Raw genomic sequence first — 14,886 nt, forward strand, 5'->3', positions numbered from 1 at the left:
ACCGGGCCTGCAAGCCCATGATGACTGTAAGCATGTTGTTTGCGCTCACCCGCCGACACTGTCTCTGGACCGTGCCGGCGGGTGATCCGTCGGCCTTCATGGCGGGCGGTGCGTGGGGGTTTTCGGACCCGCCGGTTAACTGCTTACTGTCATCCCGGCTTGCAGCCACGCATCGCCTGCCACCCGTCCTGCGCGGTGGCATTCCCACCCCAGCGCCGAGGAAGCCGAGATGACCGAACGTCCGCCCTATGCTTCACACGCCACCGGCATCGATGATGACGACGACAACCCATCGCCCGAACTGAGCACCTTCCTGGGCTGCCTGAAACGCATCCGCGCGGGTGAAGGTGCCGATGGTCTGCCCTGGCCTGAGGCCGACGTTTCCCCGGGGCGTGGGGTTGCCCTGTCGCGGGTGGAACGGGCGGCCATCGGCATGCTGACCGTGGCGGAAATGCTGCACGCCGCCGACCGCTGCCGGGAAATGGCCACGCCGGACCGGCATCTGGACGCCGGGGTGGTGGAAGGGCTGTTCTTCGCCTGCCGCAGCCTGGCGGAACTGGTGTGCCGGGATGTGCGGGCCGAGTAGCCCGCTGCCGCAAAGCGGTCCATACTCGGGCCGGACCGGTCCATCGTCATGTTCAAACCTACAAGGAGGTACGCATGTTGAATGCAATGATCGTCGTCGCACTGGCCGCAGGCCCAACCGCATCCGCACCGTATGGCGACTGCCTGCTCGCTAACCTCCAGCCCGGGCTGTCCGACCGTGCTGTGCAACTGGTGCAGCAGGCCTGCGCCGCGAAGCATCCCGACAGCTTCGCTGCATCGGTGGAACTGGAGCGCAGATACAGCGTCCAACGGCAGGCGCAGTTCGATGCAGATCGTGCCACGGCGGAGCGGGCCGCGAACGCCGCCGCCCGCGCTGCGAATGTGGCTGCCACCGTGGCGGCGGAACGCGCAGCAGCAGAGGCCAAGGCTGCGACGGCGAAGTAGCCTCCACAGGAGGTGGGGAACGCACCCATTGATCGCTGTCCAAGGAAAGGAATTCCCATGCAGATGACGTCGCTTGCTTTCGGCATCGCGCTGTTGACGAGTGTGTCTGTCGGCCCGGCACTGGCCGTTGCCGAGGCCACACCCGTGAAGGCGCGCACCACCGTGGAATCGCGGACGACCTGGCCAGCAGGCTCCGTCGAGGCCGCGTCCGTTCTGGCGTGGGTCAAGGCACGGTCTCCCGGCCATGCGCCCATCACCTCTGGGGGAGATATCTCGATTGTCCGCAGGCAGATTGAGCCGCAGCCGCTGACTCGAACATCCAGCGGCTCAACTGTGGAGCTGCCCGCCTCAGGGCGGCAGGGCGAGGCGATCACGATCACGAATCGCCAGGCAGATGGCTCCATCGAAACCTGGGCCCATACAGGGATCGACAGCGGGTGGATGCTGGTTGAGTATCACTTCAAGCGCGGCTTCAGCCCCGAGAGCATGAACTAGTCCAGTTCCGCTTTGCACTCCTGTACGGCCCTGGAATGCTCCGCGATCTGCGTCGGATTTTCGTCCAGCATCTCCGCTCCATGCCGCACATGCATCAAAACAGGCCGCCGCAGCGTTGACTGCGCGGTGCTAGGATTCATGCCACCAGTCCAGGGTCCAACCGTATGAGCAGCTTCAGCTTCTGGCATTGGATGATCGTGCTTGCGGCCGTGCTGATCCCGGCCGGGATCGCCGCTGTCCTTGCCTATGTGCTGTTCCGAAGCCAGAAAGTGAAGTCGTGAGCGACACGCAATCGTCAGCCCCATGCAACGTCTGCGCGCAGCCGCAGAATGGGGCGCAGATGGAGAATGAAGCGCGTTGCCCTTGGCCTTGAGGCGGAGGACGATCCAAAGAAAAGGCGCCCCGAAGGACGCCTAAGTCTCTGAGTGCAATGGTGGGCCGTGTAGGATTCGAACCTACGACCAAAAGATTAAAAGTCTTCTGCTCTACCGACTGAGCTAACGGCCCGGTGCACTGCCCCAGCCGCGTGGCGGGGGTGGGCATTCTACCCCACTTTGCCACGCGACGCGAAACCCCATACCCGCAGCCCGGGCAATCAAGCGCCCGGGCTGCCGGCTTGAACCGGCTTAAACCTTCCGCCCGCACCGCGCATCCCATCCCTGATCCCCACTGGAGAGCCTGGATGCGCCGCTGCCTGCCCCTGATCGCCGCACTGCTGTTGCCCGGCGCCGCGCTGGCAGCGCCGTCCCCGGTGCGTAGCGACGACATCGCCCGCTTCTGGGCCACCTACGATGCGGTGCGCGCCGAACCCGATGCCGAGCGCCGGGTGGCGCTCGTGCAGCAGCACTACGTCGACCCGGGCAGTCCCGGCCTGCATGCGCTGATGCAGGTCCGCAATTACACCGCGCGCGAGTATGCCGATGCCATGCGCGCGTGGCCGCGGTTCTGGAACTCGGTAAGGCCACTGACAACCAACGCCCGCAGTGCCAGCGCGACGCTGGAACAGGATCTCATGGCCTTCCGCACGCTCTACCCCTCCCTGCGCCGGGCCACGATCACCTATGCGGTGGGCGTGCTGCGTACCGGCGGCACCACGCTGGGCGACCAGGTGCTGATCGGTGCGGAGATGGCACTGGGCGACGAGCGCGTGGATGTCAGCGAACTGCCGGAGCCGATGCGCAGCCGCCTGCGCATCTTCTATGACAGCCGCCCCGGCGCGAACAACGCGCAGAACAACCTGCATGAGTATGTGCACACCCAGCAACGCGAGACCACCGGCAATCTGGCGCAGTACGCGGTACGCGAGGGTGTGGCCGAGTACATCGCCGAGCGCATCAGCGGCAGGCGCCCTGCCCTGCCGCTCTATGACTACGGCCCGCTGCACGAGGCGGAGATACGCACCCGGTTCATCGCCGAGATGGACGGCGATGACCTGGACAACTGGCTGTACAACAGTGCCCGCAATCCGTTCGGCGTGAGCGACGTGGGCTACTACGCCGGCTATCGCATCGCGCAGGAGTTCATGCGCCGGCAGGCCGATGAGAAGGCGGGGATCGCGCGGATGATCGAGCTGGACTACGCCGATCCCAAGGCGGTGCGGGCCTTCATCGAAGCTTCGGGTTGGTTGCAGCAGCGGTAGCGCCGGGCCATGCACGGCGCTCAGTGCCAACCAAGGTTGGCACCCACCATTGGGGCATCAGCCCCCATCACCTCAGGCGTACAGCGTCGGGTCGGCCACGCCGGCGTCGGCGAAGCCCTGTGCACGCAGGCGGCAGGCATCGCAGTGGCCGCACGCGGCACCGTTGGCATCGGCGTTGTAGCAGGACACGGTCAGGCCGAAGTCCACGCCCAGGCGCACGCCCTCGCTGACGATCTGGCCCTTGCTCAGGAACTGCAGCGGCGCGTGCACCTTGATGCCCGCGCCTTCCACGCCGGACTTCGTCGCCAGGTTGGCCAGGGTCTGGAAGGCGGCAATGAATTCGGGGCGGCAGTCCGGGTAGCCGGAGTAATCCACGGCATTGACGCCACAGAAGATGTCGTTGGCACCCAGCACTTCGGCCCAGCCCAGGGCCAGCGACAGCATGATGGTGTTGCGTGCCGGCACGTAGGTGACCGGAATGCCGGCACCGCCGGCCTCGGGCACGTCGATGTCATCGGTCAGTGCCGACCCGCCGATGCTGCGCAGGTCCACATCCACGGTCTTGTGCGCGACCACGCCCTGGGCCTTGGCCACGCGTGCGGCGGCATCCAGTTCGGAGGTGTGGCGCTGGCCATAGCGTACGCTCAGGGCATGCACGGCAAAGCCCTGTTCCTGGGCCATGGCGATGACGGCGGCTGAATCCATGCCGCCGGAGAGAAGCACGACTGCCTTCTTCATGGAAAATCTTCCGGTTGGGGGAGGAAAGCCAGCACGCTGTCCCGCGCCGGAGTTGCATCAGGAAACAAGGGTGGCCTCAGCGGCCCGGCTCATCGTTCCACAGAATCTTGTGCAGCTGCATCTGGAAGCGTACCGGAAGCCGGTCTTCAACAATCCAGTCGGCCAGCTGGCGCGCGGTGATCTCCCCCTTGCTGGGCGAGAAGAACACCGTGCAACGCTTCACCAGCTCGTGCTCGGCCAGCAGGGCCTTGGCCCAGTCGTAGTCCTCGCGGCTGCAGATGACGAACTTGATCTGGTCGCGTGCGGTCAGCAGCGGCAGGTTCTCCCAGCGGTTGCGGGCCACCTCGGCCGAACCCGGGGTCTTGATGTCGACCACGCGTGATACGCGCGGGTCCACCGCGCTGACGTCCAACGCACCGGACGTTTCCAGCGAGACGTCCAGGCCGGCGTCACACAGCTTCTGCAGCAGCACCAGGCAGCGCTTCTGCGCCAGCGGCTCGCCGCCGGTCACGCAGACGTGACGCACGCCCTGGGCCAGCACTTCGGCCACGATGTCGTCGATATCCCACCAGGTGCCGCCGTGGAAGGCGTAGGCGGTGTCGCAGTACTGGCAGCGCAGCGGGCAGCCGGTCAGGCGCACGAATACGGTCGGCCAGCCGGCGGTATCGGCTTCGCCCTGCAGCGAGGTGAAGATCTCGGTGATCTTCAGGCGCGGCAGGGGCGACTGCACGATGTCGCTGGGGGTGGCGACGGCGTTGGACGGGATAACGGCGGTCATGGCGGGAACTTCTTTGTGGGACACGTGGCGGATGGGCTACCGTGGCCGGTAACGAAAGCAGCCGAGCATGGCTCGGCTCTACAACAGCAACCGGACGGGCATGGCCCAGCCGGTGATGCGAGCCGCCGGGCATGGCCCGGCGCTACCGGATCCGGGCGGGTTGGCCGATCCGGAAACGAAAGCAGCCGAGCATGAGCTCGGCGCTACGGGACACGTATTGTACGCCCGGTCAGCGGATCTGCTGGCCCAGGCGGATCGACTGCAGGCGGTCCTGCGCGGTGCGCGCGGCGTCCGAGCCGGGGTACTGCGCCACGACGGTCTCCAGCGTCTGCTGGGCCTGATCGACCTTGCCCTCGCCATACTGCGAGAGGCCGACCTTGAGCAGGCCGCCCGCGGCCTTGTCATGGGTCGGATAGCGTGAGAGCAGCTCGCGGAACTGGGTCTCGGCCATCGGGAAATTGCGGGTGGCGTAGTAGCTCTCGCCCAGCCAGTACAGCGCATTCGGCGCGTACACGCCGTTCGGATACAACTGCAGGAAGCTCAGGAACAGCTGCGCCGAATCATCGTACTTGCCGGCCTTGAGCGAATCGAAGGCGACGTTGTAGGCGGTGCGCTCGTCGCCCGTGGCGGCCAGACTGCCGGGATCGCCATGGATGGACGGCGGCCGCTCGGAAGTGGCCGCCGCTGCCGGTTTGGCCGGGGCCGGTGCGGCCTGCGGCGCGTTCGCCGGAACGGGGGGCAGGACCGGGGCATTGCCCCCTTCCAACCGGTTCAGGCGGCTGTCCAGGTCCAGGTACTGATCCTGGGCGGACTGCTTGAGCTGGGCGTTGTCGTGCTGCAACTGCTCGATCGAGGCCTGCAGGCTGGTCACCTGCTGCCGCAGCTGGTTGATCTGGTTCAACAGGTCCTGGTTGGCACTGTTGTTGTACATCTGCTGCTCGAGCGCGCCGACACGATCGGCCAGACTCTGTCGCTGTGCATGCGCCGGTGCGGCAGCCACGAGGGCTGCCGCAACGACCAGCATCAGTTTGATGCCAATGCGCATGGATTACTGCGCGGTGTAGACGATTTCGACGCGACGGTTCTGCGACCAGCAGGACTCGTTCGACTCGGTGCAGACCGGACGCTCTTCACCGTAGGACACGACGGTCAGCTGCGAAGCCGAGCCACCGTTGGCCTGCAGCGCCGAGCTGACGCCGTTGCCACGACGCTCGCCCAGGGCCTGGTTGTACGCGCGCGAACCACGCTCGTCGGTGTGGCCCTGCAGGGTGATGCGCGAGGACGGGCGGTCACGCAGGTACTTGGCGTGGCAAGCCATGATGGCCTGGAACTCCGGCTTCACGTCTTCCTTGTCCAGGTCGAAGTAGACAACGCGCTGGCGCAGGCAGGCATCGGTATCCAGGTCGCCCGGGCCGTACAGGCCGGAGGTCGACGGACCGGTCGGGGTGGTGGTCGAGGTGCCGGTGTCAACCGGGGCTGCCGGCTCTTCCTTCACCTTCTTCGAGCAACCGGCCAGGACGGCCACAGACAGCAGGGAAACAAGCAGAACACGGGTGGACTTGTTCATGGCGATACCTTTGTGGCTCCTAGGCCGATGAGGGGTTCAAGACAGCGAAAATATTAACACTCTTTTAGCGCTGGGTACGGTATGGGGACCATGCCGGCTCGCGCACATCACCATCGGCCAGAACCAGGCGCTGGCGAACCCGCGCATCGGCCGAAACGGCATACAACACACCACGGCCACCTTCGCGGGCGGCGTACAGCACCATGCTTGCGTTGGGCGCAAAGCTCGGCGATTCATCCAGCGAACCCGGGGACAGGGTGCTCCAGCGCGGCGAGCCCAGCGAGCTGTCCATCATCGCGATCTTGTAGCTGTTGCCCGAGCCCTGGGCCACGGCGATCTTCTTGCCGTCGTAGGACACCGAGGGCTTGGCGTTGTAGTTGCCCTGGAAGGTCACGCGCTCGGCGCTGCCGCCGCCGGCACCGACCTTGTAGACCTGCGGACGGCCGCCGCGGTCGGAGGTGAAGTACACCGCGCTGCCGTCCGGTGCCCAGGTCGGCTCGGTATCGATGGCGAAGTGGTTGGTCAGCTGGGTCAGCTGCTTGCTGCCCAGGTCCATCACGTAGATTTCGGGATTGCCCGAGCGCGACAGGGTCAGGGCCAGCTTGCGGCCGTCCGGCGAGAACGCAGGCGCGCTGTTGATGCCGCGGAAGCTGGTGACCAGCTCACGGGCGCCGGTGGCGATGTTCTGGATGTAGATGGCCGAGTTACCGCGCTCGAAGCTGACGTAGGCCAGCTTGCCACCATCCGGGCTCCACGACGGCGACAGCAGCGGCTCGGCCGAACGCACGATGGTCTGCGGGTTGTAGCCATCGGAGTCGGCCACCATCAGCGCATAGCGCATGGCGTCGCCCTTGCCGCTGGCGGTCACGTAGGCGATGCGCGTCCAGAAGGCACCCCGGACACCAGTGATCTTCTCGTAGATGGCATCGGCCATCTGGTGGGCGACGTCGCGCATGGCATTGCCGCGGGCGGTCATCGCCAGGCCGAGCAGGCGCTCGCCCTTCGGCACGTCGAACAGTTCGTATTCGACACGGTAGGCACCGGCACCGGCATCCAGCACGCGGCCGACCACGATGTAGTTCTGCTTCAGCGCGCGCCAGGTGGCGAACTGGATCTCGCCGCCACGGACGGGCTTTTCCACGATCTGCGCTTCGGGCAGGGTGCGGAACTGGCCCGAACGTTCCAGGTCGGCGCGGACCACACCGGCGACATCGGTCTGCGGTGCGGCCGACGAGCCCTGGTAGGGCATCGGCACGATGGTGATCGGCAGCGCGGACGCATTGCCACCGATGATGTCGATATCCAGTCCCCTCTGCTGCGCGACGGCAGCGAAGGGCAGCAACAGGGCCGCAAACACGGCAAGCCAACGAGGCATCTTCTTCATGGAGCGCTCAATAGGGGGAAACCGGAACGAGGGATAGCAAAGCGGCGGTGAACCGCTTCGCAATCATGAACCAAGGGTACGTGAATTCCGGGTCAGTTCCAGCCCGTCCTCTCACGCCCCATTAACGTATCGGTCGGCTGCCGCGCGACGGGGCGACCCGCAGGCCGGCCCGCGCGGCCGATCAATCCTGCGCGGTGAAGGTCAGGTTGAGCGTGCGGGCAAACACCGATTCGAATCCGCGATAGGGCAACGGCTGCGCATTAAGCACTGCAGCCTCGATCGAACGCCTGCCGGCTTCGTCATAGGGGCAGTTGGCGCCCACCTTGGCCTGCAGCACCTGCCCCCCCGGAATCTGGGTGATGGTGATCTGGCAGCGCTGGCCCAGCGGCACACTGTCTGGACGCGTCCAGGCGCTGCGAACCTTGGCCTGGATCGCGGCGGCGTACTTCGCCGAAAGATCGTCGCTGTTGCCACCGCCCCCAGCGGCCGGCTGTGCCGCACCGGTGTTGCCGGCCGGCGCGCTGCCGGCGGCGTTGCGCGCGGCGGCGACCTGGCGCAGCTTCTGCTCGGCCAGCTTGGCTTCTTTCTCCGCCTGTTCGCGCCTGGCACGGATCTCGGCGATCTTCTTCTGCCGTTCGGCCTCGGCCTGGTCGGCGGCCTGCCGCTCCTGCTCGGCACGCTTCTTCTTGGCGTCTTCTTCCTGCTGCTTGGCCAGGCGCAGCTTCTGCTCGGCTTCTTCCTGGCGCTTGCGCTCGGTCAGGTCGATCTGCTCCTGGCGGCGCTTGGCTTCCTGTTCCTGCCGGGCCTTCTCCTGCGAGATGGCCAGTGCGCTCACCGCCTCCTGGTCCTGCGTATCGGGCTGGGCGACACGCTCCTGTGCCTGTTGCTGCTGCGGCGTGGGGGCATCCTGCGGACGTGGCTCGGGAATCGGCTGCGGCGGTGGAATGGTGTCCTCGGGCACCGGAATCGGCTCGGCAACCGGCGGCGGCAGATCTTCCAGCTTCTCCGACTGGCGCAGGGCCTGGCGCGCAGCGGCCGCCTCCGACGCGGACAGCGCCAGGCTGGCCTCGACCGAGGGATCACCGGCAGCGGCATCGGTATTGCGCGTGGGCGACCACAGCCACGCCAGGATGAACACCAGCGCGACCAGCAGGTGCACCAGCACGGCCAGCGCCAGGGGCAGGCCCCAGCCCGGTTCCTGCTGTCGCGGAGGCGGCAGGGTCTCAGCGTGCATCGGTGGCCAGGCCTACCTTGTCCACTTTCGCGCGCTTGATCACGTCCATCGCCGCGATGACCTTCTCATAGGCCACGGCACGGTCGGCGGCGACGATCACGCGCAGGCCCTTGTCCTGTGCGGCGATGCCGGCCAGGCGCCCTTCCAGCTCCTCGGCAGACACGGCCGTGGGCTCCTTGGCGTCGGGCAGCTTCAGGCTCAGCTGGCCGTCCTGGCGCACCGAAACGATCACCGGATCCTGCTTGCTCTCCAGCGCCTTGGCATTGGAATTCGGCAGGTCCACGTCGAAACTCAGGGTGAGCAGCGGCGCGGTGACCATGAAGATGATCAGCAGCACCAGCATGACGTCGATATAGGGAACGACGTTGATTTCCGATTTCAGCTTGCGGCGCTTGCGGCGACCGATGGCAGCGGACATGGCTTGGACTCCCGGGTCAGGCGCTTACTCGTCGCCAGCGCTCTGGCGCTGCAGGATGGAGCTGAACTCGTCGGCGAAGGTCTCGAAACGGACCGACATGCGCTCCACACGGGTGGTGAAGCGGTTGTAGGCCCACACCGCCGGGATCGCCACGAACAGGCCGATGGCGGTGGCGAACAGCGCTTCGGAGATGCCCGGGGCGACCGAGGCGATGCCGGCCTGGGCGCCGCTGCTGATCATGTCGTGCATGGTCACCATGATGCCGAACACGGTGCCGACCAGGCCCACGTAAGGCGCGGTCGAGCCGATGTTGGCCAGCAGTTCCAGATTGCGCTCGAGCTGATCGACTTCGCGGGTGTAGGTGGTGCGCATCGCACGTTGCGCGCCTTCCAGCTGCGCACGGCCATCCAGCCGGCGCTTGTCGCGCAGGCGGGTGAACTCGCGGAAGCCCGCCTCGAAGATCGCCTCCAGGCCGCCCACGTTGCGGCTGCGGTCGGTGGCCGAGCTGTACAGCTTGCCCAGGTCGGCGCCGGACCAGAAGCGGTTCTCGAACTCGTCCGCCTCGCGGGTGGCCTGCTTGAACACGCGGGCCTTGCGGAAAATGATCACCCAGCTGACGAACGAGCCGACCAGCAGCAGCAGCACGATGATCTTCACCGGCAGGCTGGCCTTGGCCATCAGTTCGAGGTAGTTGATGCCGCCGCCGGTGGTGGCCTGGGCAAGGGTCTGGGTCGCGGCGTTGCTGACGTCAGCCGGCAGTGCCTCGGTGACCGTGGCCTGCAGGGCCAGGAGCGTTGCGATCATCCGTTGTTCCTCAGTGTTCGGATTCGGGGTGGAGGTAGGGTTGCAGCACAGCAAGAACGGCGTCGTCCATGCCACGCGGGCGGAAACTGGCCGCGTCCAGTGCGGCGATGCGGACCTGCGCCGACAGCAGCAGTTCGCCGTCGCGCTCGATCCGCTGATCGAAGACCATGCTGGCCTTCTTCAGCTGGACCAGCGTGGCACTCACCTGCAGGAGGTCATCCAGCCGCGCCGGCCGGATGAAGTCCATCTGCATGGCACGTACCGCGAAGACCATGCCGTGTTCGCTGCGCATGCGCTCCTGGCCATAGCCCAGCGCGCGCATCCATTCGGTCCGGGCCCGTTCCATGAAGGCCACGTAGCGAGCGTGGTAGACCACCCCGCCTGCGTCCGTATCTTCCCAGTAAATGCGTGTCGGCCAACTGAATAGTGGCTCAACCGACATCGGGAACCTCCGCGAACAGGTCCTGCGGCGGGTTCTTCGGCTTCAGGCCCATGTGCCGGTACGCCTTGTGGGTGGCCATGCGGCCGCGCGCGGTGCGCACCAGGAAGCCCTGCTGGATCAGGTAGGGTTCGACCACGTCTTCCAGCGTGCCGCGCTCTTCGGACAGCGCGGCGGCCAGCGATTCGATGCCGACCGGGCCGCCGTCGAAGTAGTCCACCAGGGTCCTGAGCAGGCGCCGGTCGAGCTCGTCGAAACCCTCCGGGTCGACCTTGAGCATCTGCATGGCCGCCTGGGCGACCGCCACGTCGATATGGCCACCCGCCTTCACCTGGGCGTAGTCGCGCACCCGCCGCAGCAGGCGGTTGGCGATGCGCGGGGTGCCACGCGCACGGCGCGCGATCTCCCCTGCGCCATCGGCGGTGCAGTCGATGCCCAGGATGGTGGCCGAGCGGCGTACGATCCGGGTCAACTCCTCGACACTGTAGAACTCCAGCCGCTGGACGATGCCGAAGCGGTCGCGCAGCGGCGCGGTCAGCAGGCCGGCGCGGGTGGTGGCCCCGATCAGCGTGAACGGTGGCAGGTCGATCTTGATCGAGCGGGCCGCAGGGCCCTCGCCGATCATGATGTCGATCTGGAAATCCTCCATCGCCGGGTACAGCACTTCCTCGACCACCGGCGACAGGCGGTGGATCTCGTCCACGAACAGTACGTCGTGTGGCTGCAGGTTGGTCAACAGGGCGGCCAGATCACCGGCCTTTTCGATCACCGGGCCGGACGTCACCCGCAGCGCCACCCCCAGCTCGTTGGCGATGACGTGGCTGAGCGTGGTCTTGCCCAGCCCCGGCGGACCGAAGATCAGCACATGGTCGAGCGCGTCGCCGCGGGCCTTGGCCGCTTCGATGTAGATCTCCAGCTGCTCGCGCACCGGCGCCTGGCCCAGGTAATCGGCCAGTCGCTTGGGGCGGATGCTGGCGTCGGCGGCGTCATCCTCGCGGGTGGCGCCGGCGCCGATGATGCGGTCGTCGGTCATGTGCTGATTATGCGGCAAAAGCGCGGGTTTCGGCCGGGCTGCGCCCGGCGCCCGCAGAAGCAACGGCAACATCCAGAGCAACAGCCGAAGCGGGCGTCCTGGCAAATGGCGGGATGGGTCCGGTTCCTGGTGGGTGTCGACCTGGGTCGACACAGTAGATCCACGCCATGCGTGGATGGATGTGTGGATGACGCAAGATATGGGATCGGAGCCCATTCCTGCGGAAAAGGGCTCCGACCCGGCAGTCAGATCTCGACCTGTGCGCCCAACTCAACCAGACGGTTGCCCGGAATCCGGAAGAAGCCCGTGGCCGGCGCAGCATTGCGATGCATCAGTGCGAACAGCTTGTCGCGCCAGATCGGCATGCCGCGGTTGGCGGTGGCGACGATGGTCTCGCGGCTGGCGAAGAAGGTGGTGTCCATCGGATCGAAATAGATCCCGCCGTGGTCGCAGGAGCGCATCAACGCCAACGGTACGTCCGGCGTCTCCATGAAACCGAAGCGGACATAGACCCGGTAGAACTCGTCGCCCACCGATTCGATCTTCAGCCGTTGCCCCTCCATCGCATAGGGAATGGGCAGGGTTTCCACATGCAGGAAGACGTTGCGCTCATGCAGCACCTTGTTGTGCTTGAGGTTGTGCATCAGTGCATGCGGAGCCACGGTCGGGTCAGCGGTGAGGAACACCGCGGTACCCGGCACGCGCACCGGCGGCGCCAGCATCAGGCCCGGCAGGAAGGTGTCGATGCGGATACCGTCCTTGCGGATCTCGTCGCGCAGCAGCTCGCGGCCACGGCGCCAGGTGCGCATCATGGTGAACAGGAAGATGCCCAGTACGACCGGGAACCAGGCGCCCTGCAGCAGCTTGGCGCCATTGGCGATGACGAAGCCGACGTCGATGATGAAGAACACCACGCACAGCGGCAGGATCCAATGACGCGCCTTCGGCCACAGCGAGCGCGCGACCAGGGCCAGCAGCAGCGTATCGATCAGCATGGTGGCCGAGACCGAGATGCCATAGGCCACGGCCAGGTTCGACGAGCTGCGGAACGCCAGCACCAGGCCGATGACCATCACCGCGATGCCCCAGTTGATGCCCGGGATGTAGATCTGGCCGATGGTGTCGTGCGAAGTGTGCTTGATGCGCATGCGCGGGATGTAGCCGAGCTGCATGGCCTGGCGCGAGACCGAGAACGCGCCGGTGATCACCGACTGCGAGGCGATCACCGCCGCCATCGTAGCCAGGATGATCATCGGATACAGGGCCCAGTCGGGGACCGCTTCGAAGAAGGGATTCTTCACCGCTTCGGGGTGGTTCAGCACCAGCGCGCCCTGCCCCAGATAGTTCAGCACCAGGCACGGCAGCACGAAGAAGTACCAGGCATGGCGGATGGGCTTGGCACCGAAGTGGCCCATGTCGGCATACAGGGCCTCGCCACCGGTGACCGCCAGCACCACGGCGCCAAGGATGAAGATGCCGTGCCAGCTGTGCTCCATGAAGAAGCGGATGGCCCACCACGGGTTGAACGCCTTCAGCACTTCCGGCGAATCGATGATGTTGTAGATGCCGATCGCCGCCAGCGAAATGAACCACACCGAGGTGATCGGGCCGAACGCCTTGCCGATCTTCTCTGTGCCGAAACGCTGCGCGGCGAACACCATCAGCAGGACCACCACGGTGATCGGCACGATGAACGCGTGCAGGCCCGGTGCGGCCACCTCCAGGCCCTCGACGGCACCAAGCACCGAGATCGCAGGGGTGATCACGCCATCACCGAAGAACAGCGACGCACCGAAGATGCCCAGGATGCCCACCACGTAGGCCGAGCGTGAGCCGTTGCGCAGCGTACGCTGGGTCAGCGCCATCAACGCCATGATGCCGCCCTCGCCATCGTTGTCGGCGCGCATGATGATGGTCACGTACTTCAGGGTGACCACGATGTTCAGCGCCCAGAACGCCAGCGACAGCACGCCGAGCACGGTGTCGTGGTCGCTGTTGAGCCCGTAGTGCGGCGAGAACGCCTCCTTCAGGGTGTACAGCGGGCTGGTACCGATGTCACCGAAGACCACACCGATCGCACCGATGACCAGCGCCAGTCCCCCAGCCGGGGGGGCGTGACCGTGTCCGCCAGGGGCGGCTGCGTGCGGGGTTTGACTGCTGGACATGGGACTCCTGGCGAAGCTCAGGCGATGGGGGGAGGAAAAGGACGCGACTCAGCGCAGCGCCGACTGCAGGGCCTTGCGGATGACCGTGGCCACTTCGTCGCCTTCGTTGAAGGCATCACGGGCCATGCGGGCCGCTTCGGCCGGCTTGTAGCCCAGCTGCTGCAGCGCCACGGTGGCATCGGACAGCGGGTCGGCCGGGGCCGGACCACTGCCGGTCGGCAGCGCCCCGCCGGCACCGAACTGGGCCGCACGGTCGCGCAGCTCCAGCACCATGCGCTCGGCCGTCTTCTTGCCGATGCCCGGGATGCGGGTCAGTGCGGTGATGTCGCCCGCCTGCACCATGCGCGCGAATTCCTCGACGCTGACAGCGGACAGCACGGCCAGCGCGATCTTCGCGCCGATGCCGCTGACCTTCTGCACATCGCGGAACAGCCGACGCTCGCCCTCGCGCAGGAAGCCGTACAGCGAGACGCTGTCTTCCTTCTGCGCGTAATGGGTGTACAGCGTGACCTCGCGTCCGAGCTCGGGCAGGTCGTAGAAGGTGCTCATCGGCGCCTCCAGTTCGTAGCCCACTCCATTCACGTCCACCACCAGCCACGGCGGCGCCTTGTAGGCGACGATGCCGCGCAGTCGACCGATCATTGCGTGCAGCTCCTCATTTGCGACCCCACGCCTGGCGGGCGCTGAGCCCCAGGCGGTTGGCCGTCGCCCTTACGTGGGCGTGGGTGATCGCTACCGCCAACGCGTCGGCCGCGTCGGCCTGCAGCTTGGTTTTCAGGTTGAGCATGAGCCCGACCATGTGTTGAACCTGTTGCTTTTCCGCGCCACCACGGCCGACCACGGCCAGCTTGATCTCGCTGGCGGCGTATTCGTGCACCGGCAGGTCGCGCAGCACCACGGCCGAAATGGCTGCGCCACGGGCCTGGCCCAGCTTCAGCGCCGAATCAGGGTTGCGCGCCATGAACACGCGCTCGATCGCCACTTCCTGCGGCTGGTACTCGCGGCACAGGTCGGCCAGACCCAGCACCAGCAGCTTCATCCGCTGCGGGAAATCGTCGGCGCCCAGCAGCACCAGGGGCTGGTGATGGACGTGGATGACGCGCCCTGCGGCATCGACATCGATGATGCCCACCCCGGTCCGCTGTGAACCGGGGTCGATGCCGAGGATGCGGGTCATGCCGCGCTCCTGGCGGGGCGGAACG

At 66.4% G+C, this 14,886-nt stretch carries 17 protein-coding genes and 1 tRNA gene; 4 read left to right on the forward strand and 14 right to left on the reverse strand.

Annotated elements, in window-relative coordinates; all coding sequences use genetic code 11:
- Positions 1 to 229 precede the first annotated feature (229 nt).
- The 3 genes from AC5P5M_RS03425 to AC5P5M_RS03435 all read left to right on the forward strand — a co-directional run bounded on the left by AC5P5M_RS03425 (position 230) and on the right by AC5P5M_RS03435 (position 1,485).
- Positions 230 to 586 (forward strand): hypothetical protein, encoded by a 357-nt coding sequence (locus AC5P5M_RS03425; protein WP_313451825.1) that lies wholly within the window; start codon positions 230 to 232, stop codon positions 584 to 586.
- Positions 587 to 672: 86 nt separating this feature from the next.
- Positions 673 to 990 carry a hypothetical protein gene (locus AC5P5M_RS03430; protein WP_428992937.1) on the forward strand — a complete coding sequence of 106 codons (318 nt, stop codon included), beginning with the start codon at positions 673 to 675 and terminating at the stop codon, positions 988 to 990.
- A 57-nt stretch (positions 991 to 1,047) separates the two neighbouring features.
- The gene (locus AC5P5M_RS03435; protein ID WP_495205561.1) at positions 1,048 to 1,485 is read left to right on the forward strand and encodes a hypothetical protein; all 438 of its coding nucleotides are present in this window, start codon (positions 1,048 to 1,050) and stop codon (positions 1,483 to 1,485) included.
- Positions 1,486 to 1,916: 431 nt separating this feature from the next.
- Here the strand turns inward: AC5P5M_RS03435 and AC5P5M_RS03440 are convergent.
- Positions 1,917 to 1,992: transfer RNA gene (locus tag AC5P5M_RS03440), tRNA-Lys, on the reverse strand.
- A gap of 175 nt (positions 1,993 to 2,167) precedes the next feature.
- Between AC5P5M_RS03440 and AC5P5M_RS03445 the strand changes: the two genes are divergently transcribed.
- On the forward strand, positions 2,168 to 3,124 hold the full coding sequence (locus tag AC5P5M_RS03445; protein WP_495205562.1) for a DUF2268 domain-containing putative Zn-dependent protease: 957 nt from the start codon (positions 2,168 to 2,170) through the stop codon (positions 3,122 to 3,124).
- 72 nt (positions 3,125 to 3,196) lie between these two features.
- On the opposite strand, the gene queC is transcribed toward AC5P5M_RS03445, so the two are convergent.
- From queC to ruvC, 13 genes are all read right to left on the reverse strand, one after another.
- Entirely contained in the window at positions 3,197 to 3,862 is a 666-nt protein-coding gene (queC, locus tag AC5P5M_RS03450; RefSeq protein WP_053520243.1) for a 7-cyano-7-deazaguanine synthase QueC, read from the reverse strand.
- Between the two features lie 76 nt (positions 3,863 to 3,938).
- On the reverse strand, positions 3,939 to 4,640 hold the full coding sequence (gene queE / locus AC5P5M_RS03455) for a 7-carboxy-7-deazaguanine synthase QueE (RefSeq protein ID WP_180875522.1): 702 nt from the start codon (positions 4,638 to 4,640) through the stop codon (positions 3,939 to 3,941).
- Positions 4,641 to 4,869: 229 nt separating this feature from the next.
- Positions 4,870 to 5,685 carry a tol-pal system protein YbgF gene (gene ybgF, locus AC5P5M_RS03460; RefSeq protein ID WP_053520245.1) on the reverse strand — a complete coding sequence of 272 codons (816 nt, stop codon included), beginning with the start codon at positions 5,683 to 5,685 and terminating at the stop codon, positions 4,870 to 4,872.
- Positions 5,686 to 5,688: 3 nt separating this feature from the next.
- Positions 5,689 to 6,207 (reverse strand): peptidoglycan-associated lipoprotein Pal, encoded by a 519-nt coding sequence (pal, locus tag AC5P5M_RS03465; RefSeq protein ID WP_005418510.1) that lies wholly within the window; start codon positions 6,205 to 6,207, stop codon positions 5,689 to 5,691.
- 64 nt (positions 6,208 to 6,271) lie between these two features.
- Positions 6,272 to 7,591, reverse strand: coding sequence for a Tol-Pal system beta propeller repeat protein TolB (tolB, locus tag AC5P5M_RS03470; protein WP_053520246.1), 1,320 nt, complete (start codon positions 7,589 to 7,591; stop codon positions 6,272 to 6,274).
- Positions 7,592 to 7,772: 181 nt separating this feature from the next.
- Positions 7,773 to 8,825 (reverse strand): cell envelope integrity protein TolA, encoded by a 1,053-nt coding sequence (gene tolA / locus AC5P5M_RS03475; protein WP_053520247.1) that lies wholly within the window; start codon positions 8,823 to 8,825, stop codon positions 7,773 to 7,775.
- Positions 8,815 to 9,243 (reverse strand): protein TolR, encoded by a 429-nt coding sequence (tolR, locus tag AC5P5M_RS03480; protein ID WP_053520248.1) that lies wholly within the window; start codon positions 9,241 to 9,243, stop codon positions 8,815 to 8,817. Before tolR ends, tolA begins: the two co-directional genes overlap by 11 nt.
- Before the next feature lie 24 nt (positions 9,244 to 9,267).
- Complete coding sequence (gene tolQ, locus AC5P5M_RS03485) at positions 9,268 to 10,047, reverse strand: protein TolQ (protein WP_053520249.1); 780 nt, start codon at positions 10,045 to 10,047, stop codon at positions 9,268 to 9,270.
- Positions 10,048 to 10,057: 10 nt separating this feature from the next.
- Entirely contained in the window at positions 10,058 to 10,489 is a 432-nt protein-coding gene (ybgC, locus tag AC5P5M_RS03490; protein WP_053520250.1) for a tol-pal system-associated acyl-CoA thioesterase, read from the reverse strand.
- Entirely contained in the window at positions 10,479 to 11,519 is a 1,041-nt protein-coding gene (ruvB, locus tag AC5P5M_RS03495) for a Holliday junction branch migration DNA helicase RuvB (RefSeq protein WP_065174760.1), read from the reverse strand. The genes ybgC and ruvB overlap by 11 nt, the downstream gene beginning before the upstream one ends.
- Before the next feature lie 245 nt (positions 11,520 to 11,764).
- Positions 11,765 to 13,684 carry a potassium transporter Kup gene (locus AC5P5M_RS03500; protein WP_053519356.1) on the reverse strand — a complete coding sequence of 640 codons (1,920 nt, stop codon included), beginning with the start codon at positions 13,682 to 13,684 and terminating at the stop codon, positions 11,765 to 11,767.
- Between the two features lie 48 nt (positions 13,685 to 13,732).
- Complete coding sequence (gene ruvA / locus AC5P5M_RS03505) at positions 13,733 to 14,326, reverse strand: Holliday junction branch migration protein RuvA (protein WP_053519357.1); 594 nt, start codon at positions 14,324 to 14,326, stop codon at positions 13,733 to 13,735.
- Positions 14,327 to 14,339: 13 nt separating this feature from the next.
- Positions 14,340 to 14,861 (reverse strand): crossover junction endodeoxyribonuclease RuvC, encoded by a 522-nt coding sequence (ruvC, locus tag AC5P5M_RS03510; RefSeq protein ID WP_053519359.1) that lies wholly within the window; start codon positions 14,859 to 14,861, stop codon positions 14,340 to 14,342.
- Between the last annotated feature and the right edge of the window lie 25 nt (positions 14,862 to 14,886).

The organism is Stenotrophomonas sp. YJH_SMC_106-19 (assembly GCF_059368375.1).